Source organism: Niabella insulisoli, assembly GCF_039652435.2.
Lineage (GTDB): Bacteria > Bacteroidota > Bacteroidia > Chitinophagales > Chitinophagaceae > Niabella > Niabella insulamsoli.
The window spans coordinates 3,248,479-3,273,907 of sequence record NZ_CP190246.1 but is presented as its reverse complement, the minus strand read 5'-3'; the positions used below and the strand labels follow the sequence as shown (position 1 = coordinate 3,273,907).

The window sequence follows — 25,429 nt, the reverse complement described above, 5'->3', positions numbered from 1 at the left end:
AAAATTAAAAAAGGAATTGATAAATGGCCAAGGAAAAGATTGATACCCAGGTAAATAATTACGACGAAGACAGTATTAAAAGTCTCGACTGGAAAGAACATATCAGGCTGCGACCGGGTATGTACATTGGTAAATTAGGTGATGGCAGCAGCCCGGACGATGGTATTTATGTATTGGTCAAAGAGGTGATGGACAACTGTATCGACGAATACACAATGGGGTATGGGAAGACAATTGAGCTTTCGATCGAGGGAAAAACGGTAACCGTACGCGATTATGGCCGAGGGATTCCTTTGGGAAAAGTGGTAGACGTGGTGAGTAAGATCAATACTGGTGCGAAGTACGACAGCCGCGCGTTCCAGAAATCTGTGGGCCTAAACGGAGTGGGTACAAAAGCAGTTAATGCGCTCAGTAATCATTTCAAAGTTGTTTCCGTTCGCGAGCAAAAAGAAAAGATAGCGGAGTTTGAAAGAGGTGTTTTGGTGAAAGAACACAAAGAGGGAAAAACGAATGAGGGCAATGGTACGATGGTCACCTTTATACCTGACGATACTATTTTCAAAAACTTTAAGTTCCACCATGAGTTTCTGGAAAACCTGATCTGGAATTATTGTTTTTTGAATGCGGGATTAAAAATTGTGTTCAATGGCAAATCGTATATCAGCAGAAATGGGTTGCTCGATTTGTTAGAACGCAAAACCAATCCGGATGAGATTCGTTATCCCATCATTCATTTAAAAGGGAATGACATCGAAGTGGCCATTACTCATGGCAACGATTATGGTGAGGAGCTGTATAGTTTTGTCAACGGGCAGCACACAACGCAGGGCGGTACTCACCAGCAGGCTTTTCGGGAGGCGTTTGTGAAAACCGTGCGAGAGTTTTATAAAAAGGATTATGAAACGTCGGACATCAGAACAGGTATTGTCGCTGCGGTAAGTGTGCGCGTAGTGGAGCCGGTGTTTGAAAGCCAGACCAAAACAAAACTCGGTTCGCAGAATGTGGACGTTAATGGGCCCAGTATGCGCCAGTTTGTAGGTGATTTTTTTGCCAGAGAATTAGATAATTACCTGCACAAACATCCGGCGGTAGCCGACGCCTTAAAAAAGCGGATTGAACAAAGCGAGCGCGAAAGAAAGGATCTGGCGGGTATAAAAAAGCTGGCCAATGAGCGCGCCAAAAAAGCCAACCTTCATAATAAAAAACTACGTGATTGCCGTTTTCACCTCAACGACGATGCGCCTGCAAAAAACAGGGAAGAATTTGTAGAAAAACAAAATGAAACGACCATTTTTATAACGGAGGGAGACAGTGCGAGCGGGTCGATCACCAAAGCAAGGAATGTTGAAACCCAGGCTGTATTTAGCCTGCGCGGAAAGCCCTTGAATTGTTTCGGGCTGACCAAAAAAGTGGTGTACGAGAATGAAGAGTTCAATCTATTGCAGCACGCGTTGAATATAGAGGAAGGTATGGAAGGCTTGCGGTTCAACAATATCGTAATTGCTACGGATGCCGATGTGGATGGCATGCATATCCGGCTGCTCATCATGACTTTCTTCCTGCAATTTTTCCCGGATCTGGTTAAACAGGAAAAAATTTATGTGTTGGAAACGCCTTTGTTTCGTGTGCGCGACAAAAAGGAAACGATTTACTGTTATAACGAGACGGAGAAAAGGAATGCGATTAAAAAACTTTCAGGAAAACCTGAGGTGACCCGATTTAAAGGATTAGGCGAAATCAGCCCCGACGAGTTTGCCCAATTTATCGGCGCCGATATGCGCAAACAATTGATGCGCCTTGAACATGGCGACCACATTCAGCAGTTGCTGGAGTATTATATGGGGAAAAATACAATGGAGCGACAGGAATTTATCATCAACAACCTGGTAGTGGAAATTGATAAAGAAGAATCGGCGGATGCGGAAGCCGCGAATGAATTGAATGTAAAAGAGAAGGCCGTAGCGTAAATAAACTGTAAAACCGCATCCTTGAAAAAGATAGACCTAATAAGGAAATCCAAATCGCTTTTCATGAAATGGAATCTGCACCGAATGGCAGATCCTTTGGAAGGAGGCTTGCTGAACCTGGCTTATATGAGCAAATTGAGCAAATGGCGGCAGGCAAATGTGGTGACGGGCTACAACGACTGGTATCAGCAAAACTGGGATTATAGCAGGCGCATCCATTTGTATGAGAGCATTTTGCAAAACGAAGGTTTAAACAAAGGCCCTGTCGACTACATGGAGTTTGGCGTTTCTTCCGGTGCGTCTTTTCGTTGGTGGTTGCAACATCAAACGAACGAGGCTTCCCGGTTTTTTGGGTTCGACACTTTTGAAGGCTTGCCGGAGGCTTTTGGGGCGTTTGAGAAAGGAGCGATGGCTGCAACGCTTGAATCAATTGGTGTTACCGACATTCGCGCCACTTTTTATAAAGGTTTGTTTCAGGATACGTTGCTCCCTTTTCTTGATCAATATAAACGCGGCAACCGGAAGTTGATTCATATGGATGCGGATCTTTTTTCAGCGACCATCTTTGTATTGTCGCAATTGTACCGGTTTTTGAACGATGGTGATATTATCATGTTTGACGAGTTTGCTGTGCCCACCCACGAGTTCAGGGCTTTTCAGATATTTGCGGATAGTTTTTATATTCAATATGAAGTGATTGCCGCCGCCAACAACTATCTTTTTTTGGCGGTAAAAATTAAAAAATAGGATGGGATAAACCCGTTAATTTATAAGAATGATACATATAGTTTTTAATGAAGTTGAAGTAGAATTGATGCAGCAGGTGCAGGCGCTGGATGAAAGTCTTGCGGGGCGCATTATTCAGATAAAAGATGATTATGCGGTAGGCCCGGTAGCGAATATTTACGAGACCGAGGGTTACCAGGCCAGGAAAGAGTGGTGGGAAAAGTTGTTGGAAGGATCTCCCTACAAAGATCAAGCGGATAATGTTGATGATAAATTAGCGGTGCATCACCTTATTAAAGCGCTTGAAGAAGACGAGACTGAAACGGTTTGGATTTGGATGGGGCAAAACCAGCATGACGTATGCGGTTATTATTGGCTAATGCCCCAACTGCGGGAGTTTCAGGGCAGGGTGATGGTTTTGTATCTGAACAATTTGCCGTTTATTAATGAAAAGGGACAGATATTTTATCCCTCATGGTTAAGCGAAATCCGGCCCTCCGAATTCCTAAAAGCGAAAAAGCTGGCCCGCCCCATCACGCTGAGTGAATTTGAGGTTGACCCGGATGAGTGGGCGAAACTTGCGCAGGAAGATGCCATGGTTAGGGTGCTTGAAGGCGGAAAAAAAATTGTAAGCAGAGGGAACGATTTTTATGATGCAGAGATATTGAAGCATGTTACCGCCGACTGGCAAAAAGTGTCGCGCGTGTTACAAAACACTTTGCATCGAATGAAAATAAAAACCGGGGATGTTTTTATAATGTGGCGTATCAAAAAGCTGATCGAAAAAGAGGCGCTAATCGCGGAAGGCGATATTCATAAGGACTGGAAATCGTTTGATATCAAATTAAATTCATCGGAAAAGCGGTCGGTGGCTTCGGCCGAAAAGGAAGCAGAACCATCATGAGCGCGATCTTAAAACTGGAAGAGCTGGGTATGCTATTGTTGAGCGCATTGCTGTTGTGGAATAGCGATGCAGCTTGGTTCTGGTACTTGCTGCTGCTATTGGGCCCCGATGTGAGCATGTTGGGATATTTAATTAATAATAACGTTGGCGCTTTTATGTATAATCTTTTTCATCATAAAGGCGTAGCTGTAGTAATTTTTATAGGAGGGGTTTATTTTAATAATATCTGGATGCAGCAAATAGGTATGGTGCTTTTCGGACACGCTTCGCTGGATCGGCTATTTGGATACGGTTTGAAATACAGAAAGGGATTTGCGTTTACACATTTGGGAATCATTGGAAAAAATAAATTAAGAGAGAACGAATCAGAATGAAAGAAGAAATTGTAGATAATATAGAACATAGCGACGGAAGCGGGCTACAGGGCCAGTTTAAAACCTGGTTTCTCGATTACGCTTCTTATGTAATTTTAGAACGTGCGGTGCCGGCGATTGAGGATGGCTTGAAGCCGGTGCAGCGGCGTATCCTGCATTCCATGAAACAGATGGACGACGGGCGTTTGCATAAAGTGGCCAATATTGTCGGTCAAACCATGTCCTATCACCCGCATGGCGATATGAGCATCCGCGATGCGCTTGTGAACATGGGTCAGAAAGACCTGCTGATTGACACGCAGGGTAACTGGGGAAACGTGGAGACCGGCGATGACGCGGCTGCGTCAAGGTATATCGAAGCCCGTCTCAGCAAATTTGCGCTGGAAGTGGCTTTTAATGCAAAAACGACCGATTGGCAACTTAGTTATGACGGCCGTAATAATGAGCCCGTAACACTGCCGATGAAATTTCCGCTGTTGCTGGCGCAGGGCGCTGAAGGGATTGCGGTTGGCCTTTCAACAAAAATATTACCTCATAATTTTTGTGAACTGATCGAAGCTTCGATCAAATATTTGAAAGGGCGGAAGTTTGAGCTGTACCCCGATTTTCAGACGGGCGGGATGATTGATGTGGCCGATTACAACCAGGGCAAGCGCGGCGGAAAAGTAAAAGTGCGCGCCCATATCGAAGAGTTAGATAAGAAAACTTTATTAATAAAAAGCGTGCCCTATGGTGTTACTACCGATCAGTTGATTGAGTCGATCGTAAAAGCAAATGACCAAGGCAAAATCAAAATAAAAAAAGTAACCGACAACACGGCCGCAAACGTAGAAATACAGGTCGATTTGGCTACAGGTATTTCCTCGGATATAACGATCGACGCGCTCTATAAATTTACTAATTGCGAAATTTCTATTTCGCCCAACGCTTGCGTGATCGTAGATCAAAAGCCAAGATTTTTGACGGTGCAGGATCTCTTGAAAATTTCCGCTGATAATACTAAAGACCTGCTACAGCGTGAACTTCAGATTAAGCTCGGGGAACTGAACGAAAAATGGCATTATACATCGCTCGAAAAAATATTCTTTGAAGAAAAAATTTATAAGGAGCTCGAAAAGAAGCACGACACTTGGGACAAAGTAATAGCCGCGATTGATAAGGCGTTTGACCCGTTCAAGAAAAAGCTGAAACGCGAAGTGACACGGGAAGATATCCTGAAACTAACTGAAAAACCCGTTAGGCGCATTTACCGTTTGGATATTGATGAGCTTAACGAGCAAATCAAAAACCTGGAAGGGGAGATCAAGCAGGTACAATTCGACCTGGATCATTTGGTGGAGTACGCGGTTGCTTATTTTGAAAATCTATTAAAGAAATTTGGTAAAGGCCGGGAACGAAAAACTGAAATCAGGCAATTTGAAATTATCGAAGCCAAGCATGTAACCATTGCGAATACGAAATTATTTGCTGACCGCTCCGGTGGTTTTATCGGAACGAGCCTTAAGAAAGACGAGTTGCTTTTTGAATGTTCTGACCTGGACGATATCATTGTATTTACCAAGCGTGGTACCATGAAAGTCATCAAAATTGCAGATAAGACTTTTGTAGGAAAGGATATTATCCATGCTGCGGTGTTCTTAAAGGGTGATGACCGCACTACTTACAACATGATTTATGCAGACGGAAAGACTGGCGTGAGTTACGCAAAGCGTTTTAACGTGACCGCGGTTACGCGCGACAAAGAATATGATCTTACCAAAGGCGACCCTAAAAGTAAAGTGCATTATTTTACCGTCAATCCAAACGGAGAGGCGGAAGTTGTGAAGATTTTACTCAGTCCCAATAGTTCGGCACGCATTAAGGAATTTGATTTTTATTTTGAGGAGCTTGCTATTAAGGGCCGTGGGAGCATGGGGAACCAGGTCAGCAAATATGCCCTAAAATCGGTGAAGTTTAAAGAGGCGGGTCGGGCGACGTTGAGTGGAAAGAAGCTATGGTTCGACGACAAATTCGGCCGTTTAAACACGGATGAAAAAGGCGCTTATCTTGGTATGTTTGAACCGGCCGATCAATTGCTGATAATTTACAACGATGGCTATTATGAAATTACCGATCAGGAAATGACGCAAAAGTTTGATCCTGAAAAAGTATTGTTGATCGAAAGGTTCGATCCGGAAAAAATAATTACTGCCGTCTACGTCGACATGAAGCAACTGCAGTTCAACGTAAAGCGTTTTAAAATTGAAACCAGTACACTAAAGAATAAGTTTTTGTTCATAAAAGAAGGAGACGGCAATTACCTGGAGCAAGCTACAACCGCCGCAGAGCCGGTGTTGCAGGTGAAAAGCGGGCGAGGCGACCAGGTAAGAAGCGCGAAATTTAAGCTCGCCAAGTTTACCGACGTTATGGGCTGGAAAGCCGTTGGCGCTAAGTTGACCGATTACAGTAAAAGTGTGGCGATGGAATGGGTGGATATAAAAGAAAATGAGTCGCCGCAACAAGAGCTTTTTGAGTAACTCCTGAAAGTTGGCACGCATTTTTCGCCGTATTTTAAAAAGGTAGCGCTTGCTTTATTTACCAACTTTGGTGTGGGCGCTGGTCTGTTAAAAAAAAATCCTGATATGTTTGAATACTGGGATATCAATGATTTGTATAAAGCGGTGATCGCATTGGGCGCGGGCGTTGTTTTGGGCCTTGAGCGCGAAATGAAAGACAAGGCCGCCGGACTTAAAACCATATCGCTGATTACCCTCGGATCAGCCCTGTTTGCGATTGTCTCTTACAACTTAGGCCAGCCCAATGGAGAGGCTACGCGCATTGCATCCTATATCGTTAGCGGGATCGGTTTTTTAGGTGCAGGCGTCATTTTTAAAGATGGTGTGAATGTAAGTGGATTAACCACGGCCAGTGTTATTTGGTTGGCAAGTGCTGTAGGCATGACGATTGGTTTCGGAGAAGTTTACCTCGCTCTGATTTTCTTGGGCGTTGCCTTGATGCTTATTTATTTTGGCAGTATCGTCAACCGTTTTTTTCCGAGTTACAAACTAAGCCGGATGTTAATGATCTCCCTTTCCAAGACTGAAGCTGAGAGCAGGAAGCAACTTCTGAAACAAATGAAAGCCATGCTGGTGAAAATTGAAGAAAGAAAACTAATTGCGCGGGGCGAGCATCTTTTTATTTATTTTGATATCACGGTGCGCACCAGCAAACTGAAGCTTTTTGAAGATTTTCTGATTAATGAAAAGCAAATTATCGAATTTGAACTTTGATATTGTTATTGAACCCCCGGTTAGAAGTATTTTTCAAACCCCATTCCATAAGTCAAAATCAGATTTTCCTTTTCTGTTCTGCTGTTTTTATTATACAGCAGTCTGGTGTTGAGGTTCAGGCCTTTCCATAATTGATAAGTAAATTCAGAGTCGCTTGAAAGAATATGGTCGCTGATATACTCGAGCGAAGGCTGGAAGAGATTTCCCGTTTTAAAAGTGAAGCGGTTTCCCAGTTTGAACATGAATTGCACCCGGAACGAATTTCTAATGGTTTGGTAATTGATGAGAGCGGTGTCGCCCTGTATAATGCGGCTCAGTTCTCCGATAAATCCGTCGCTGATATTGAGCCACAAATTAGGTTGGTTGATAAAATTATAAGCCACGCCAACACCTGCCTGTCCCTGGTGCTTGATATTTAGCGAATAGCTGGTGGTATAATTTAAAATACCCCAATAGTAAAATTCGGGAAAATGCCGGTAGAGGTTGACGTTGCTGGTGATTGTGAAATCGTTGTTCGTTAATCGTTCGGGCGACATGCCATAGATCCAGCTGCCGGACGAATTTAAAACGGTCCTTTTCTTTTTGATATTATACTGAACGTTATTATTGAACAAGTAGTTAGAGCCGTTTTTTGTTTTATTGATAGAACCGCCGGCTGCCAGTTTCAAAAACTTTGTTGTACTGTCGGTAAATTGCGCGCACGCCGCCAGTGGAAATATCAGTGTAATAAAAACTATGGGTAAAAAAAACTTCATGGGATGTTCGCTGAGGCCGGGCAAGCCTTACCGTCTGGTTACTTCAGAAACCTTTTCATTTCGCGTTCCACATCTTTTTGTTTGATGCTTTCACGTTTGTCGTAAAGCTTTTTGCCTTTGCCGAGGCCTATTTCTATTTTAATAAAATTCCGGTCGGTCATGAAGATTTTAAGAGGCACTAATGTAAACCCCTTCTCCTTCAATTTCGCCTGTATTTTTTTGATTTCTCTTTTTTGCAGCAGCAGTTTTTTATCCCTGTCTGCGTCGTGGTTGTTCACTGTGCCATGCGAATAAGGCGATATGTGAAGGCTTTTTAGCCATAATTCGCCCTTATGAATAATGCAATAGCTGTCATTAAAACTGGCCCTTCCTTCACGCAAAGATTTCACTTCGGTGCCTAATAAAACCATGCCCGCCACATAAGTATCATCAATAAAATACTCATGGAAAGCCGATCTGTTTTTTATGGAAATTGGAGATGCCAAGTTTAATTAATTAAACAGGTTAAAGCGCTAAAAGTTGAACTTGCCAAAAAGCAAAAACGAGCCGGTCGCTGCCGGCTTACAAACTTTCAATTCGCAGCCTTAATTTCGAAATAACCTGATGACGGTTCCGATTTTTTCTTTTAATTCTTTCCTGTTGACGATGAAATCAAGGAAACCGTGTTCGAGCAAAAACTCGCTGCGTTGAAACCCTTCGGGAAGGTCTTTTTTTATTGTTTCTTTGATAACGCGTGGCCCCGCAAACCCAATAAGAGCGCCGGGTTCGGCAATGTTTAGATCGCCAAGCATGGCAAAAGAGGCCGAAACGCCGCCAAAGGTAGGATCGGTAAGTAATGAAATGTAGGGTAGTTTTGCGTCGCTCAGCTGGGAAAGCTTGCCACTGGTTTTGGCCATTTGCATGAGTGAAAATGCACTCTCCATCATCCTGGCGCCGCCACTTTTATTGATCATCATGTAAGGCAGCTTGTGCTTGATGCAATAATCCACCGCTCGTGCGAATTTTTCACCCATAACGCTTCCCAGCGAACCGCCGATAAATTCAAAATCCATACAGGCGATAACGATCTGTTCGCCATCCACTTTTCCCACTGCCACACGAACCGAATCGTTGAGGCTGCTGTTCGACCAAATATCTTCCAAACGTTTTTTATAGGGTTTCAAATCCGTGAAACCCAACAAGTCTTTACTTTTAATGTTGGTGAACAGTTCTTCATATTCGTTATTATCGAACAGTACTTCATAGTATTGAAAGCTGTTCAAACGATGATGGTAGCTGCATTTGGGGCAAACATAGAGTTGTTCCCGCAGCTCGGTAAACGTAGATATATAATTACATTCGGGGCATTTGGTCCACAGGCCTTCCTGCGTTTCCCTTTTTTCAGACGTCTTTGTTAATATTCCTTTTTTGATCCTGCGAAACCAGCCGGTTTTTTGATCTTTACCTTGTTCGCCGGCCAGATCGGCATCAAAATCTTCTATCTCCTCAGCCATAAGTAGATGAATATATTTTAGATAAGGTACAAATATAAGGATTGTGTTACAGATGCCTCTTGGATGCTAAATATTTTCGGAGCGGCGATAATTCGCCGGTTTTCAAAGCATCGACGGCCAGGTTTTTCAAAAAACGGTGTTCAGCCAAAAAAGCGCTGCCTTCGGCCATTTTATTCGTATCGCAGCGCTTCAATGGGGTTGAGCTTTCCAGCTTTTACCGCCGGATACAGGCCCGCGAGCAGTCCTACCACACTACAAATGACAATGCCATAAAAAACCCAACCCCAGGGCACAACGAATCCGGTTCCCAGTATGATCGCAAAGCTGTTGCCCACGGCAATGCCCAGCACAATGCCTAATAAAGCGCCTAAAACGCTGATTATAACCGCTTCCAGCAGAAATTGCTTTTTGACAACCGAGCTTTTGCCGCCGATGGCTTTCACAAGCCCCACCTCTTTGGTGCGCTCGGCAACGCTTACCAGCATAATATTCATAAGGCCGATCGCCGCGCCAATCAAAGTGATAAGTCCGATAACGGTTGCCGAAATGGTAAGGAAACTCAGGCTGTTCATGGCCTGCTCCACAATGCTATCGCTTTTGTCCAAAACAAAATTACTTTCTTCTGTTATATTGATTTTTCTTACACCCCGAAACAGCGCTTCCGCCTCGCCCATAGCTTCGTTCATCTTATTGATATCGTCAACTTTGACCGCAAGTACATACGACGCATTGCTGCCAGAAAAATTTTTGGCCATATTCCGATATCCGATGATGGCCATATTATCGCGGCTGAATCCAAAGGTGGAGCCACGGCTGTCTAAAACGCCTAAGACCAAATAAGGCAGGTTGTTAAGCCGCAATGTTTTTCCCACCGCGCGCTCGGGCGCTTCGTTAAAGAATTTTTTGGCAACATCAAAACCTACAATGCAAACATTCTGGCCGCTTCTTACCTCTTTCAATGTCAGGTTTCGGCCGCTGAGCAGCGTGTAACCGTTGAGGTCGAGATATTTTTCATCACCGCCAAACATCATGACGTTCGGACTGGTTTTTTTGTCACCAAAGGAAACGGTGTTGCTTCGCTGGCCAAACACCGAGACGCCTGCAACCGCGCCCGGAAAATGATAATTATTAATAAAATACTCCGCTTCATCCCTCGTAATATGCTTCCCGAGGTTGGACTTTTTTTCCTTTTTCCCTTTTTTGGAAACTTTGAGTTCGCCGCCGCCACCGCCAAAACGCACGTTCCGCTCTTTGAAGCGAATGGTGAAAGCGTTGGCGCCCATGCTCGAAAAACTTTCAGTAAATTTTTGGTTCATGGCTTTAATGGCGGTGATGATGCCTATCAATGCCATTATACCAAAGGCGATGATCGCAACGGTAAGCGCGGTGCGCAAAGTATTGCCTTTTACGGTTCTAAAAGCCAGAAGAAATGTGTCGCGAAATTTCATGCTTCATATAAAGCTAAAGGCATAAAACAGAATAATCAAAATTTTTTGTCTGATGCCAGTCGATAATTGTATGGGAACGATGTTGTAATAATTTCTTGTTCGGCTAAATTAGGGTTAGCCCAACTCTATTTTTCCGTCAAGCGGCGGCCTATAAGTAGCCTCAACGCTAAAAACGGCGCAATGATAATCGCAGATCCCCAAAGGTTTTCTGGCGTAAAGATTTCGGGGAATTTTTTTACAACAAAAAACATCAGGATGCCCCCGACTATGACGGAAATATGAAGGATGATCATACCTGTCGTAAAAAGAGACGGCGTCGGCGGCAGGTCGGTGAGCGTTTTACAATAGCCTATTCGCACCATGATTATATACGCCAGGTTGAGATTGAAAAAAAGATTGCGAAACAACAACACTTCAAAATTTACCATCATAATGTCTTCATTGCGCCAGTTGGCCATCAGCCCAAAGAAGACAATAATAAATACCCAATAAATGCCCATCAGAAAAAGATGGTTAAACATAGATGGTTGCTGTGTTTTGGGGCCGGAGGCTGCGCGCCATTGTTTTCGAAGGAAAAAACGGCCAATGAGTAAATGCAAAAGTTCCGTCCACCAAAACAAGTAAATAATGTAAAAAATGGTTGTTTTTTGATTCAGGATGGAAAGCAGCGTAAACGCTATAAAAACCAGCGGCTCTGCACGCCAGGCATAGTGAGTATAAAGCGCAGTTTTTTTAGTTCTCATCCACCTCAGAATTTTAGCAGTTTGTTTATTCAAAATTAGACGGCGCGGCCATCGATCACAATACGGCATCTGCCTTATTGTATAAAACTAAATCTTATGTCAAATTTGTATAAATTTAATACTTAAACCATGAATAAAAATCTACCGAAACTAACTGCTGTTTTTGCTGCCGTTTTATTGTTATTGGAAGTTGCTCCAACTGCCGCACAAACGCTGGGTGATTTTAGTCCCGGAAAAGGTGGCCCGAAAAGTTTGGAGAGGCCCCAATTCGATAATAAAAATGTGTTTATCGATGATTTTGCGGTGCACTATCAGGTGTATAGCGAGAAATCTGCTTCTAAAAAGGGCGGTTCTGGATTATATGGAAAAGTGATGGGAGCAGCCAAAGCTTCGCTTGCTGTAGGTCTGGATATTTCCGAAGAAACCCTCCAAAATATTACCGATAAAGTGTATGCTGATTTTGTATCAGATTTAAAATCGAAAGGTTTTAACGTAATGAATGCAGACGCTGCAAAAAATACTGATTATTATAAGAACTATAAGTTTAGTACGAATTTAAAAATGACTCCTTCTGCGTCTGTAGAAGGCGCCATTACGGTTCATCCGCAAAACGTCGGATTTTTCTACAACGAAAAAGGTTCGGGTATCAATACTACAAAGCTTTCAAAAGAACTTAATGATGCAGCTGTTGTTCGTGTTGATTTGCACGTCGCATTTGTTGAAACAAGAGGTTCTAATAAAAGCGGCGTAGGAGCTAATGTAGTCGCTAAAACCAATCTGGTTTTGTCAGACAAGAATACGATCGCGCATTTTATAGTTGGACGAAACAAAATTGGCGGTTCCCCCTTAGCCGAATATCAGGGAATTTTAAAAAAGGACTTGGATATCGATGGTGTTATTAAGGAAGAAAAAATAACGAATTATGTCGATTCTGATTACGATAATTGGGGCACCAGTACAGCATTTGGAACCGTATATAGTGCAAAAAACAAAGCGTCATCCAAAGCAGCAATTGTTCCTGCCGATGCGGACAAATACCAAAAAGGGGTGGAGTTGGCCATTGATACGTTTTTGAAACATCATGTGGAAGAATTCAAATCTAAATTTTATAAATAGTATCGGTTGCCGGATTGCTCCGAACGAATAGATAACCTGATTTTTTTTGAAATCTAATATTGAAAATGCTGAAACTAATTACTGCGCTGCTTTTATTTTTTATAATGCCGGGCGGCTACGCTCAAAAAGTAGATTGGGAAAATGCACCGCTAAATCCTGTTCCGCAGGGATCTGATCTCAGGTATGCGCATCTTAAAGGTGATCTGTTTCAGGCAAGTGCTCTCGATTATTACACGCGGGATGGAAAATGGTTTTCTTATGATAGTAAAGACAGGGCAATCAGGGATGCGAAGGGCCGCGTAACCCGTTTTATAAACGATGTTATTTCCACCCGGGATTATAGTTATGATGGTAAAGGCAATTTGATTAAAATAGATTTTGGGAACGGTGCCGTAGAAACTTATGAGTATGATAACAGCAACAGGGTGATCAAATGTTCTTATAAAGACAAACGGGGTGCCCGTCATAGCCAGTACAGCTATAGAAAAAAAGGTGATCTTTTAATTATTGACGAAGTCGGTGTGCAGTATCAGGGCGAGTCCTATGAAACGGAAAGGCATTTCAAAAACGGGCTTGAAGTTTATAATAAATCAAAAGGTTATCCCGCGACGAAATATACCTACATATTCGATAAAAAGGGCAACTGGATTTCGAAATCATATATCAATTCTGAAACGAATCAACCCCTCATAAGTAGCTACAGCAAAAAGCCAATGGCTCCCACTACCCGCGATCTCATTTATTATTCCGAATATGATAAAGGGCTCAGTGCCTGGTCGGTTGTGTTGGAGGATTTGCTCGATGGCCAAGGCGCGAGAGTGCTGTTAGCGCCTCGATTATATCTAAATGGCAAGGCATTTAAAAAACTGATTTTTTGCCGGTTTAACAACGACTATGTATTCTTTGATTCGTTGTCAACCACTTATTATATCGCTCGTAGCGCCTATCTGAAAACGCATAAAGAAGGACAAAAAATTGCTGTGGAAAAATTAGTCGCGGGTACAGAAGTGATTTTATTAAGGGATAATACTTCCATCCTTTTAGTAGAAAATGGTAGGCCACGAAACCAGAAGGATAATTGGAAATATATCTATGAAAAAACTTTTTATGGTGTTTTAGATAGCGGTGAAACAAAAAATTATTTTTTTGACAGAAGCGCTACACCGCAACAAACGGTCGCCGTGCCGGCTAAAAATAAATTGAAGGATAAAAACGCGGTATGGTTTTATTATTCAAGAGAAGGTAAAAAATTGTTGATTTATGATAATGAAAAACTCGTCCCCGAAAAAGGGTTTAGCGTGCCGGGCAAAATAGCCGGTACCGAGGACGTTGTTTGCGCCATCGATGGGGTGCCAAAATATGTGTTGCTCAATTTTAAAAACGCGGGCGAAAAGGAATTGTCCCGGGGACGGTACTTTAACGCGGCTACAGACAAAATTGGATCTGTCAGCAACACATCGTCCACGCAGCGCGAGACTAAGGCAGTCGGTTCCAATGGCAATAGTTCGGCAGCTACAACTGGTACCGCAAATAAAGCGCCCTCCGCGGAGGCCAAAGCTTTTCTTGACCTGTATCGAAACAATAGGAACGCGCCTCAGCATCTGAAAACCTATCTGACTAATCTGGACAAGAAGTGGCGACAAAGAAAAATAGAAGGCGACCTGCTCGCGCAATTTTATGCAAGCCTTATCGAAGAGGTTTACAATAATGAACCTTATGCCGCATTTGAGTTGATGATGCGGATGGAAAAAAATTCCATGACCGGTATTATTGGCAAACTTCCAACCTATGTGCGCAACTATATCCGTGAAAAATCAAGAGAACGGGTTCAAAAATATAGTGGTTCTCATACCATCAAAACAAACTGACAATGATGATAAACTTTCGAAGCATAACATTACTCCTTTCGATACTTGCTTTTTTTAATATTGTCGCAAGCGCTCAGGTGGAACAGCCGAAACCAAAGGAGTTATCCACTTTTGCGCCTGCCAACCCGCAGCAGGGCGACGCCTATTTCCCTAAACGCCTGGCTAATAAAAACGTGGCGGCGATCCTCATTATGAATAAAGCCGGTCTGGCCGTCAATCAAACTTTTTACAATACAGAAGGCTGGCCTGAAAAAATGGAAACGGGTTCACAAGTGATTACCTATCATTATGCGCCGGATAAGAAAAGAATTAAAACGAATAACGAATATGTTTATGACCTGGATGCCAAGGGAAATATCACCCAGTATTGGCAGGAAGACCGTTATGGAAACACGCTTTACAAAACCGTAAACAGCTATGATGATAAGGGCAATTTAATTCGGTCGGAAAAATTCAAGAGGGGGCAGGTGAAGAAAGGCCAGTTTGCGTTGAGGCCCACCACAACGACGCATTATAAATACGATGATAAGAACAGAAAAATCGCTGAGCTTGGGGCTGCTTATGAGTATAATTATTCGTATGAAGTCTTGGCGGACAAATTGATTGTTTCGGTTGTCAAAGGCAAAGAAAAGTTTTCAGCATATACTTATGATAAAAATGGTGTTTTTACCGATTATAAATTTTTCAAATACGGCAACACTACCACCCATTACGAAAATACTTATAATAGCGCCGGCTTATTGCTTACGCAAACAGTTACTTCTACCCAGCCCGGCGATAATACCACCAAGGCCTATGTGATTACTTACCGGGATGGCAAAGTGGAAAGTCCGGATACAGATCAGCTGGAATTTATGGACCCCAAAAAAAGCAATAATGTTTATACCCAGGCGACGACAAAATTTTCTGCCCAGGACGGTTTTTTTGAGAAAGGGGTTTTAAACGGCCCGGGTTTTATGTCGAAAAACGGCATGCAATACAAAGGCAATTTTGTCAACGGGAAATTATCGGGATTTGGACAAACGCATCTTCCCGTGGGCGATAAACGGATCACCTTCGGCTTGTTTGAAAACGGATTACTGAACGGCTATGGCTTTGTGGTGAGTGGCAGCAAAGTAGTAGAGGCCGGCATTTATAAAAACGGGAAGCTGGTGAAAAATCTCGATCAGGATTTGCTTTCGAGAAAAGCCACAATGACCTGTGAGGGCAATTGCACCGATGGCTTCGGTTTAAAAAAGGATAGTGGCACGCTCACGTATAGCTTTTTTGAAGGCGGCAACGCGGTGGGGCCCTATTTTATTATGAAAGATAATAAGATGATACAGTACGGCGCCAAAACGAAAGATTTTCATTTTCTGGAAGGTGTGGTTAACGGCAACTATTATTTTGGTTTATGGAACACGAAAAAAGGCAAAGCTAAAATAGTTAAAAAAACAGCCCAGGGCCTGGAAGCAGGCATTATACAAGATGGAACATTTGTGAAGAAATATGAAGTGGTTCTTAAATAACATACGGCTGAAATAATAAAAATGATAATTGCCATCCGATATTTAAACTTATGTATTTTTCTTTTTTCGGTGGTGAACGGCAGGACGCATGAAAAAACGGCGCCTAAAGATTTCGGACTGCCTCAGAACACCGTTAAAGCAACCATCACTTATGCAGATTTTAGCATTCCGCGGCGGCATCTTTCCATGTGTGGATATTATCAGGTCTATATTTTTCAAAACAATCAACTCGTCAACCATCAACAACGTGACAGTGCTTCCGATTGGAAACTTGATAATACTTATCAGTACGAAGATGGTCAGTTAGAAAGTAAGGAAACGTTAGGCGGTTCTAATGTGAGCATGGAGTATAAAACCTACAATTACCGAACGGAAAGCAAGGGCTACAAAACAACATGGTATAAAACCCACAGCACAGGCGAGGTGGAGAAGACAATAGCGTTTTATAATGATGCAGGGGAGCTGCGAGGCAAATCCATTTACAATACCCGTGGACAACGAACCAGGCAAATAGAATATGGTCGAAAAGAAGGATACCGTGAAAGAACATACCATAATGAACAGCTAATGACTGATATTACTTACGTAAACGATAGCACGGGAAGATTAACCAATACGCTTACTATTGATGGTTCAGGAGCTAGGGTACGAAGAATCTATAATTACAATAAAAAAGGCGATCCTTTTGAGATTGCAGAATTTGTTACAGGGCAGAAAAACACAGGCCAAAAATTAATTAAAACAACGCATATTAACTATCTCTACGACGAAGAAATATGGATAGCAAAAATAACATATAGCAACGCTACCAAAACGCCGGGGAAATTAACCGCGACGATTCGAACCATTGAAACCTCCGAAAAAACATACAAGGCGGCGTGCCAGGAACAAATAAAAGATTTTTTTGAAGCCACCTATCAGCGCTACTTGAACAACCAAAAAAAAACAGGATCTAATGCAGAATAGTATTTACTACACCATTGCTTTTTTAATGATGATTGCCAGTTTTACGGTGCATGCCCAAAAACATGAGGCCGCAGATCACCTCTCACCGCCAAAAACCTATTGGCAGTCGTTTGGATTTCAAAAGCAAATCGACCACGTGAAAATTGCTTACTACAAAAGTGATAGTTTGGGTTACGAGCCCACGATGGCAGAAGTTATTTCGTTCAATAAACACGGGCATCTTATCCAGCATTATATTCGGATTTTTGGTCAATACGGCAGCGAAACTGCCCACAATTATGTCTATACGAATGGCGTTCTGGATAGCATCAACACTCTTGCCACTGCTGCTAATTTCAACAGCCGGCAGAAACTGCATTATAACAGCGACGGGCAATTGACGCATATTACCGCTACCGGAAAATTTTCAAACTTTACGGATACTTATAAGTATGACCAAACCGGGATGGTTGCTTCTATCGAAAGGACGCATAAAAGTGGCAGCACTAGGAAAGCTGTTTTTAATCACAAAGCGAATTGTGTTCAGGAAAGGGAAACGGCGGCGAACGGCAAAGTGACAGAGCGTTATTATATCTACGAAGGGGACGAGCTCCTGGCATCTTTTCGATCGGGCTCGGGGTTGTTAACCTTCTACGATGCGTATCGACGCATTGATTTTGAAACTAAAGTAAACGAAGCTCCTTTAACTTATGCTTTGGCACAACGAAAGTTAAAGCAAAGCGATCCTATGGCATTTAACAAGCAGATGAGCAGCCTACAGAGCAAACCTGTTTCAAAGATTGTCTTTGATATTCCCGCGCTGGCTAAAAATGAAAACGGGGACTGGATAAAGCGATTGCAAATTGATAGAAGATTTTCACCACCACAAAGGCGACTGGTATTCAGAAAGCTGATGTACGCTGATGGAACGACCAGCGGCGACACCGAGATGGACTTGATTTTTGAACGGAAAGTGGCGCGGCTGAAATAGTTAAATCAAATGGTATGAAGAAGGTTATTTTATTTATTGTGATGGTTATTGGTGCCAATTTCCTGTACGGCCAAAACAAAGCCTGGCAAAACATTTTTGGCAGTATTGATGCTATTAACCCGGAGTATTTTAAAAAGCTCGATGAACTGCGGACCTTTAAAAGTAAAGATCCGGGAATGTTGATCAGCGCGGACGGTAATACCCATATTTTCCGGGAGAGAAGTGGAAAAAAATATGACAAAGTAATCTTTAAAGTAGGAGGCCAAAAACTGTACGCGCCAGCCAAAGTCGTTTACACCCGGGATAAGTATCCCAACCGTTATGGAACGCGCAGTATTACCGAAGTATCGGTACTGCCTACAGGCGATATACGTTTTTTAAGCAATGATCAACTGTTTTGTCCTGGCGATGCTGTTGGCAAAAAGCCAGGTTATCAGGTAGCGAACGATAAAACAATTTACAATGAAGACGGTAGCGTTCATTATGCGCAGCAGTCCCATAATTATAACAATAAAACCCTTTATGTAAGGGAGGGGAATAAAAGAAAGAACGAACCATCGTTTCGTTTTATGAATGGATCGGCCAGCATATTCGGATCTTACACCCTGAATCATTCGGCGCTAAGTCCGTGGATTTTTGACGCGAACTTTTCTGCAAAACAATTTGGTGAAATTTTGAATCGTACGCCCAAAGGGTTCTATAAAGGAACACCGCACATCGGTAAATTTATGGCGGATAGCGGAGAGGAATACCGCGGCTTCTTTGGCCCGGTAGCCGGTATGCCGCAGGGATCGGTTTTATTTCGAACAAGTGGTAATCAATCCGAATGGGTGCTGGTGGTTGGCGGCAATATAGAAAAGGCAATTCCGGCAAGAGCGTCTGAAGCGCCCGATTTATTGCAGTTGCAACAACAACTTTCGGTGGCTGCCTATACGGGTTCCGGCCTTTTTCAGGATGGCGCCCGTGCTGCCAAATATCCGTATCCCGAGCTGTTGGGAAACTATACTTCGCAACCCTCCAATGGATATGGTGTGAAATATGCTACAACAGGCGATCCCACCCCCGGAAAGGAATTACTGTTTGAAGTAGGCATTTTTAAAAATGGAAAATTAAATGGGTTAGGCTATCGGTTAACAGGCACCACTAACTTTTGGGGCAGCGATATTTCCAGCAAATTAGTGTTTAACCTCTACGCCGAAGCCGGAGTTTTTATCAATGGAAAACTGATCGATGGGCGCGAATTTAGCCCCGGCATGTTTTATGGCAAAAGCGACACCGACCAGGATCGGAACATTTGGGCCAAATCACCGGTTGAAGGATTCAGTTATATAAAAAATAGCAAAAGTCCGGTTGATACTTTTCAGTTTTATGAGAAAGTCCCCTATGAACAATTGGGGCTCAGAGCCAACGCGAAGGTATTTGTACAAAATCTGAACCGATGGGTACCCGTTTTTGGCATTTCGGGTGACAAGAAAATTTTGCTAAAAGGCGATAACAATAATCTGGTAACCCTGAACAAAAATATTGGTGATGTCTATTATGAGAGTACAACAACCAAAATAGTTGAAGTGGGGTGTCCCAAAACCAAAGTGGTGCCAAGATATAAAACCGTAACGCAGGATGTAAACTGGAAAGATAGCAAAGGAAGGACGATTTTAACCGAACAGGATCGTTCGGGTTATCTAAAGCCGGTTAAGCTATGGACCTCTAAAAAAGAAGTGCTCGATCGCTATGAAACGGTCGCTTGCAGCATTTGCGGTGGCCGGGGTTATATCCAACGGCCCACCCAGGAAAAGCAAATGTATAAGATTGATTTTAACGATGGCGATTTTTATACTAAAGTGAGCAAGGCTTTGCAGGCAATGGGAGACGGCAATGCTACCCTTTTTGGCACAGATGAGCACATGAAGTTTGAAGCCGAAAATTTTCTTCAACTATATAACAATCCCAAAACGCGCACCTATACCGATCTTAAAAATTACATGAACAAGCTGCAGTACGAGTGGATTCGGGTAGCCGATAATTCGCAGATTATCTATGAAACATTTGCTGATGTGTTTTATCTTATTTATCAGCAACACAAAGGCGCTTCTTACAATTTTGTCAATTTAATGCATAAGAATTCTTTTGATGAATGTTTGAAAATTATTTCAAAAAAATATCCTGAGGCCAGAAGCTACCTGCGCGAAGTGGCGAAGAAAAGTTTAAACAAAGATTAAATGCTATGACCATCACCCGGTGCATAAAAACGTTTTGTCTGCTTATGATAAGCGGCGCTGCTTTTGCCCAATCCGGTATTCCGGCAACGCCGACCACCGAATTGTACGGGTACTATAAAAAAGGAGAAAGTTTGGAAACCGTGAAATTTATGGCGGAGGAATACGAAGCCCTGTTGGCCCGTCAAAGCTTCCGTTTTTTAAGGACGAATGTCGTTTCGGACAAGGACTATAAATTAGATTGGTCTAAAAAATACGAGGGCAGTTTGCTGCAGGCGCGCATCCACTATCAATTTTTAGTTCCCTTTTTTAAAATTACCATCGAGGAAATAAACGTTATTTTTTCTAACGGCGATACTTTATATATCACCAAAAACCTGAAAGATAAAGCGGTTAAAAAACAATTCAATTCACTTTATGAAATGTTGGTGCATACGCTGGTTAAACTTATTGAGCCTGCCAAAACAATAACCAAAGAGCAACTCCGCGAGGCATTGGAAAATATCGATAAAATACCAGCTAACCATTCAAAATAAAATCATTTAATGAAGTCGGCGTCTAAAATACAGTTCACAATACTTTGGTTGCTTATTGCTTTAGGAAGTGCCGCCCAAACCCTTCCGCAAATCAGTTATCGCGATTATGGCTATCCGCAACCGGTGAAAAAGGTAGAAGCCATCTATTACAGCGTTGATGGAGACAGCATCGAGAAGGTGGAGAAAATAACCCGATGCTTTAATTCGGACGGTAACATAGAAAGCTACGAAAATCGAAATTTCCTGGATGATAGTTGGGCTAAAGCCAACAGCATTTACAATAAAGGAAAACTGCAAACAGAAACCTGGACCCATAGCAATCCCTATCTAAATCGCACTTACACCTACCGCTACAACAGGCAGGGCCGTATTGTGGAAGAGCGCATCCGGTTTAAAGATGGCAGTAAAAATCAGGTTCGCTTTATTTATCAGGATAGTTTGTTGGAGCGCATTCAGGCAGACATGGATGGAACAAAATCCGAAACTATGCGCTATTATTCCGCAAAGGGAAAACTGTATAAAGAGATCCATCGTCAAAAAGCACCCGGCGAAGCCGACATTGTTACTAATTATTTTTATCTCGATGACAAAGAGATTATTTCCTATGTGGAACCGAAAAGTTATTTTTATGCAACTGCTTATCTTAACGATTTAGTGGAAATAAAATTCAAACTGATTGAAGACAGCGTGGCGCAAAACAAGCTGCTGAAAGGGATTCATCGTTTCGAAAAAGAAGCGCCGATCGACAATTTACCTTTTGGGTTGCAACAGTATTCGGAGCAGACTTTGCAGACTTTTGAAAAAAATAAAGGCGAGCTCATACCATTCAAATTAACGCTGTACTTAAAAGATAAGTACAACAATATTATAGCAGAAGCCGACGTGGATGTAAAAACCAAAAACATTACTGGTATAGGGTTCTTTAAAATTACGCTGGCTAACAATAGTGTGATCGGAAATACGGCATACGATAGGAAAGTGTACCATGAGTTTGTAAGAATGCTTCAGGCACTTATAAATTTCTAAATAAACTTCGATTATGAAATACTCGATTCGTTTATATCCGGGAAAGGGCGTGTTATTGCTGGTGCTGTACATCGTTTTGGGATTTTTTGCAACTGCGCAAAATATTCCCCAGAAAGGTGTTTATTGGAATATCAAGAACTACAAAAGCCATGTGTATTTGAATGGAACCGATATTGCCGAATCTTATATATTTTTATTTGAAGATTTTCTTGGAGGAGATGCGCATATCTACATTCCTAAAACAAAATCGTTTTACAACCTAAAAGGGTTTAGGTTGCCGATGAAAAGCACCGAAATGCCTAAGGAACATCCGGGCAACAAAGGCGTACTATTGCCCAGTAAAGTGGGTGATAAAGGCTTTTGGTTTTTAAATAGCCATACCTTGGGAACATCTTACTACTATTACAAGCTGGATGGTACTTCTTATGGTCTTACCGATAAAATTCTTTTAAATAAAGACCGGATCGATTTTGATACTGATAATAATCTGATTGTGCAGCTGGACAATGGTGAAAAAATCGTACTTAATAAATACAAAAAAGCTTTGGTTAAATGGGTATATCCGATTGTGTCTTACGATGCCAACAAACACGAGAAAGCAAATACAGTTGAAAACAATGCAACCGCCAAGTCTGACTATTCTAAAGGTGTGTGGTGGATGAAAAAGAAAAGGGCCGATGGCAAATACGGCTACCTTTTGTTTAATGACGGCGAAAGCATTTTAGCTAACTCACTTACGCTGTTTACCTTGAATGGCAACCATATATTTTACTACCCCAAAACCCGTACTTTCTGTGAAATGACGGGTTATGAAGACAGCCGGACCCCTCTGGAAAAATTTATTCGGGGTAGAAAAATCGATTATAAAATCGGCGATAAGGGATTTTGGTACAAAAAAAGCGATGGCTTTGTTTATCTAAAACCCAACGGCACGTCCTACAATACGACCAACAAAAAAGCAAGCTATACAGATATTAACAACGATCTGGTATTTACCTTTAATAATGGCGAAACCATCGTGCTCGAAAATTATTATAACAACCCGAAAGAACATACCGTTTATCCCATCGTGTCTTTTGATGCCAATAAACACAAAAAAGCCACCACCAACATATTACCGACAGTAACCTATAAAAAAACACAGGACGGCAAAAGTTTTTGGCTTTACGAAAACGGCAAACAGGTACCCAAAGGAACGGTATGGCTTTACAGCAACCAGGGTAACGGCATTGTTTACTATCCCCCAAACCAAAGATTTTATGAGCTTACTGATTTTTACAACAATACGCACGTATTAAAAATACTTCCCGCAAAAATTTTGAATGCCCAAACAGGCAACAAAGGTTTTTGGACTTTTTATTACAAAGACGGTAAAAAGCTCCATTACTACCTTAAACCGGATGGCACCCATTATAATAGTATCAGTGCCAAAGCTGCAACCAATTTTGATGCAAACGGTAACCTGATTTATACGCTTAATACTGGTGAAACTATTATTTTAATTGACTATAAAACGGGCAGCGCCTACACCGTTTATCCTATCATCGCAAAAAACGCTACTACCGCCCATACCGTTGATCGAGAAATGCAAACATTGGTTAATCAATGGCTTGCGGCTTGTAGCAACAGCAATAAATGTCTTGCGGAAAAATTTGATGCCTGGTATCTCAAGCAAAAACAAGTGATTTCAGAAGATCAACTGCACCAGGGCATCGCGCAAATCCTGACGGCCTTGTATAACAACGAAAAAGAACGCCCTTTTCAATTGTTAATGCTATGCGATAAAAGCGTGTTCGACCAGTATAAAGAGTTTAAAAAATATTTATCAGCCACTGTAAGAAATCAGGTGACCCGATCATCACAGAAAATGATAAAGGATCATGAGAAATCTAAATGATAACTATAGCTTTTAATGTGATAAAATAAAGCGCTTCATGAAACCTACGCTGCTCGTCATATGTTTGCTGCCAATAGCGGCTTTGGCTCAAATTGTAAAAACTACGACAGTGGATTTGGATTGGCACAAAATAACCTCACAGAAAATTTGTGTAAGAAGACATCTAAAAATAAAATAAAATGATCATTCAATATTCAAGAGAAAAATACCTTGGAACATTCATTACTCTTTGGATATTCTTGTTTTTGGGTAATAACTACTCCTGGGCCAATGCTGCTCAACCCGGAATCTGGAACGCCGGCGGAACGGTGTTTACGATGCTGTATCCGGAGGACTCCGTTGCTTTTAAAAAAGTGCAGATGGAGCAGGAGGAAATTTACATTCAGCTGTATAAGGGCTATGCTGTGGTGAAGGGAGTTTATCTTTTCAGAAACACGTCTGGTAAAGATTTACGTTTTAAAATGGGGTATCCCGTCAATGGCATATATGCGGGCGGCGCGGTGGATTTGAACGAAGTGTTGCTAGACTCGCTTAGCCGGTTTAAGATCAGGGCGGGCGGCAATTGGTTGCCGCTATTGAAAGAGGCGCATCCGGAGCTAAACCATGATGAAAAAAGCCCCATTCCGTCGGGCGACAACTGGATGGTGTGGGAAATGGCTTTTGGTGCAGAAGAAGCAAAGACTGTTGAAGTCTATTTTTTGGTAAACACTAACGAAGCGGGTATTCGCAGCGGATATAATCATGAAAGAAAGAATGCGTTTATTTATCTGCTGGAAAGTGGTAGCGTTTGGCGCCAGCCGATTGAAAAAGGCCAGTTCTATGTGCAGTTAATGGACGGCCTGACGCTAAAAGACCTGCATGGTTTATCGGCTGGTTTTGGCTTTCGTTATAACGAAAGCCACCGGCTTTTTTCGGGCCAAAAACTAGACTTTTCGCCAACACCTAAGGACAATCTTGTGGCTACTTACTACAGCAGAATGGAAAATTTTTTATTTGACCCTGTAGCTTCGAAGGCGGACAGTTTATTTACAAAGATAGACGCGATGCATATACTGCCGCTGCAAACTCTGGTATATACTAATGTTGAAACCGGCGATCCGTACCAAGTCGAAACAACATTTTGGGGAGCGCTACCGGGGCTGATCACTTTGTTTGTAATTGTCGCCCCCTTTCTTATCGGACTGATATTTATTTTGATTGTGGTTTGGGCGATTGTTAGGTGGCGAAGAATTCAAAAGGAAAGAAAAAAATAAAGCTGAAATGATTGCACTGTTTTTTTTATTCATATCGATATTTGGATTACTGGGTTTGTTAATTCTGGTGATCCGACGTTTTTTTGAAAGTTATACTGATCTTATTAGAATGAATCAAAGCATGCCCCTGCCTGATAGAGAACGTAAATTTCCATTTGCCCCGAATGTTATAGAAGAAGTTCGCATGCGCGAGCGTAATATGGGATTTAGTGAATTGTCGGCCCGATCAAATGAAAGTTTGTTGTTGAATCAGGCAGATCGTTTATTGGTCGAAACTCTACAACAATATCTAAAGTCTGTACTTAAGATTTTTAGATCGTACTAGCATTAAGTGATTTTTTTATGTAAATTGACCCTTGCAACCCTGCGGTACCAAGCCTGCTTTGCTGCAATT

Annotated in this window: 21 protein-coding genes; 16 read left to right on the top strand and 5 right to left on the bottom strand. The window is 42.1% G+C overall.

What is annotated here, in order from left to right; genetic code table 11:
* Nucleotides 1–23: 23 nt before the first annotated feature.
* From ABDK00_RS13635 to ABDK00_RS13610, 6 genes are all read left to right on the top strand, one after another.
* Nucleotides 24–1,967 (top strand): DNA topoisomerase IV subunit B, encoded by a 1,944-nt coding sequence (locus ABDK00_RS13635; RefSeq protein ID WP_346236842.1) that lies wholly within the window; start codon nucleotides 24–26, stop codon nucleotides 1,965–1,967.
* Nucleotides 1,968–2,030: 63 nt separating this feature from the next.
* Entirely contained in the window at nucleotides 2,031–2,714 is a 684-nt protein-coding gene (locus tag ABDK00_RS13630) for a class I SAM-dependent methyltransferase (RefSeq protein WP_346236843.1), read from the top strand.
* 28 nt (nucleotides 2,715–2,742) lie between these two features.
* Complete coding sequence (locus ABDK00_RS13625; protein ID WP_346236844.1) at nucleotides 2,743–3,597, top strand: DUF1835 domain-containing protein; 855 nt, start codon at nucleotides 2,743–2,745, stop codon at nucleotides 3,595–3,597.
* Nucleotides 3,594–3,971: a DUF4260 domain-containing protein gene (locus tag ABDK00_RS13620; RefSeq protein ID WP_346236845.1), complete on the top strand. Its 378-nt coding sequence runs from the start codon at nucleotides 3,594–3,596 to the stop codon at nucleotides 3,969–3,971. Before ABDK00_RS13625 ends, ABDK00_RS13620 begins: the two co-directional genes overlap by 4 nt.
* Nucleotides 3,968–6,487 (top strand): DNA gyrase/topoisomerase IV subunit A, encoded by a 2,520-nt coding sequence (locus ABDK00_RS13615; protein ID WP_346236846.1) that lies wholly within the window; start codon nucleotides 3,968–3,970, stop codon nucleotides 6,485–6,487. Before ABDK00_RS13620 ends, ABDK00_RS13615 begins: the two co-directional genes overlap by 4 nt.
* 105 nt (nucleotides 6,488–6,592) lie before the next feature.
* A complete protein-coding gene (locus ABDK00_RS13610; protein WP_346236847.1) occupies nucleotides 6,593–7,240 on the top strand; it encodes an MgtC/SapB family protein in 648 nt (215 codons plus the stop codon).
* Between the two features lie 20 nt (nucleotides 7,241–7,260).
* Here the strand turns inward: ABDK00_RS13610 and ABDK00_RS13605 are convergent, their stop codons facing one another.
* The 5 genes from ABDK00_RS13605 to ABDK00_RS13585 all read right to left on the bottom strand — a co-directional run bounded on the left by ABDK00_RS13605 (nucleotide 7,261) and on the right by ABDK00_RS13585 (nucleotide 11,679).
* A complete protein-coding gene (locus tag ABDK00_RS13605) occupies nucleotides 7,261–7,995 on the bottom strand; it encodes a DUF481 domain-containing protein (protein ID WP_346236848.1) in 735 nt (244 codons plus the stop codon).
* Between the two features lie 38 nt (nucleotides 7,996–8,033).
* Nucleotides 8,034–8,480, bottom strand: coding sequence for an SsrA-binding protein SmpB (gene smpB, locus ABDK00_RS13600; protein WP_346236849.1), 447 nt, complete (start codon nucleotides 8,478–8,480; stop codon nucleotides 8,034–8,036).
* Between the two features lie 99 nt (nucleotides 8,481–8,579).
* Nucleotides 8,580–9,488 carry an acetyl-CoA carboxylase, carboxyltransferase subunit beta gene (gene accD / locus ABDK00_RS13595; protein ID WP_346236850.1) on the bottom strand — a complete coding sequence of 303 codons (909 nt, stop codon included), beginning with the start codon at nucleotides 9,486–9,488 and terminating at the stop codon, nucleotides 8,580–8,582.
* Nucleotides 9,489–9,658: 170 nt separating this feature from the next.
* Nucleotides 9,659–10,936, bottom strand: coding sequence for an ABC transporter permease (locus ABDK00_RS13590; RefSeq protein ID WP_346236851.1), 1,278 nt, complete (start codon nucleotides 10,934–10,936; stop codon nucleotides 9,659–9,661).
* Between the two features lie 125 nt (nucleotides 10,937–11,061).
* Nucleotides 11,062–11,679, bottom strand: a complete 618-nt coding sequence (locus ABDK00_RS13585) for a hypothetical protein (protein ID WP_346236852.1) — start codon at nucleotides 11,677–11,679, stop codon at nucleotides 11,062–11,064.
* Between the two features lie 129 nt (nucleotides 11,680–11,808).
* Here ABDK00_RS13585 and ABDK00_RS13580 point away from each other — a divergent pair, with 129 nt between their 5' ends.
* From ABDK00_RS13580 to ABDK00_RS13535, 10 genes are all read left to right on the top strand, one after another.
* Complete coding sequence (locus ABDK00_RS13580) at nucleotides 11,809–12,795, top strand: hypothetical protein (RefSeq protein ID WP_346236853.1); 987 nt, start codon at nucleotides 11,809–11,811, stop codon at nucleotides 12,793–12,795.
* A 65-nt stretch (nucleotides 12,796–12,860) separates the two neighbouring features.
* Complete coding sequence (locus ABDK00_RS13575) at nucleotides 12,861–14,663, top strand: RHS repeat domain-containing protein (RefSeq protein ID WP_346236854.1); 1,803 nt, start codon at nucleotides 12,861–12,863, stop codon at nucleotides 14,661–14,663.
* 2 nt (nucleotides 14,664–14,665) lie between these two features.
* Nucleotides 14,666–16,171 (top strand): hypothetical protein, encoded by a 1,506-nt coding sequence (locus ABDK00_RS13570; protein WP_346236855.1) that lies wholly within the window; start codon nucleotides 14,666–14,668, stop codon nucleotides 16,169–16,171.
* A gap of 21 nt (nucleotides 16,172–16,192) precedes the next feature.
* Nucleotides 16,193–17,137, top strand: coding sequence for a hypothetical protein (locus ABDK00_RS13565; RefSeq protein WP_346236856.1), 945 nt, complete (start codon nucleotides 16,193–16,195; stop codon nucleotides 17,135–17,137).
* Nucleotides 17,127–18,107, top strand: coding sequence for a hypothetical protein (locus tag ABDK00_RS13560; RefSeq protein ID WP_346236857.1), 981 nt, complete (start codon nucleotides 17,127–17,129; stop codon nucleotides 18,105–18,107). Before ABDK00_RS13565 ends, ABDK00_RS13560 begins: the two co-directional genes overlap by 11 nt.
* 14 nt (nucleotides 18,108–18,121) lie before the next feature.
* On the top strand, nucleotides 18,122–20,326 hold the full coding sequence (locus ABDK00_RS13555) for a hypothetical protein (protein WP_346236858.1): 2,205 nt from the start codon (nucleotides 18,122–18,124) through the stop codon (nucleotides 20,324–20,326).
* Between the two features lie 44 nt (nucleotides 20,327–20,370).
* Nucleotides 20,371–20,859 carry a hypothetical protein gene (locus ABDK00_RS13550; RefSeq protein ID WP_346236859.1) on the top strand — a complete coding sequence of 163 codons (489 nt, stop codon included), beginning with the start codon at nucleotides 20,371–20,373 and terminating at the stop codon, nucleotides 20,857–20,859.
* A gap of 9 nt (nucleotides 20,860–20,868) precedes the next feature.
* Nucleotides 20,869–21,885 carry a hypothetical protein gene (locus ABDK00_RS13545; protein ID WP_346236860.1) on the top strand — a complete coding sequence of 339 codons (1,017 nt, stop codon included), beginning with the start codon at nucleotides 20,869–20,871 and terminating at the stop codon, nucleotides 21,883–21,885.
* 13 nt (nucleotides 21,886–21,898) lie between these two features.
* Entirely contained in the window at nucleotides 21,899–23,782 is a 1,884-nt protein-coding gene (locus tag ABDK00_RS13540) for a hypothetical protein (protein ID WP_346236861.1), read from the top strand.
* Nucleotides 23,783–23,961: 179 nt separating this feature from the next.
* The gene (locus ABDK00_RS13535) at nucleotides 23,962–25,035 is read left to right on the top strand and encodes a hypothetical protein (RefSeq protein WP_346236862.1); all 1,074 of its coding nucleotides are present in this window, start codon (nucleotides 23,962–23,964) and stop codon (nucleotides 25,033–25,035) included.
* The last annotated feature ends 394 nt before the right edge of the window (nucleotides 25,036–25,429 follow it).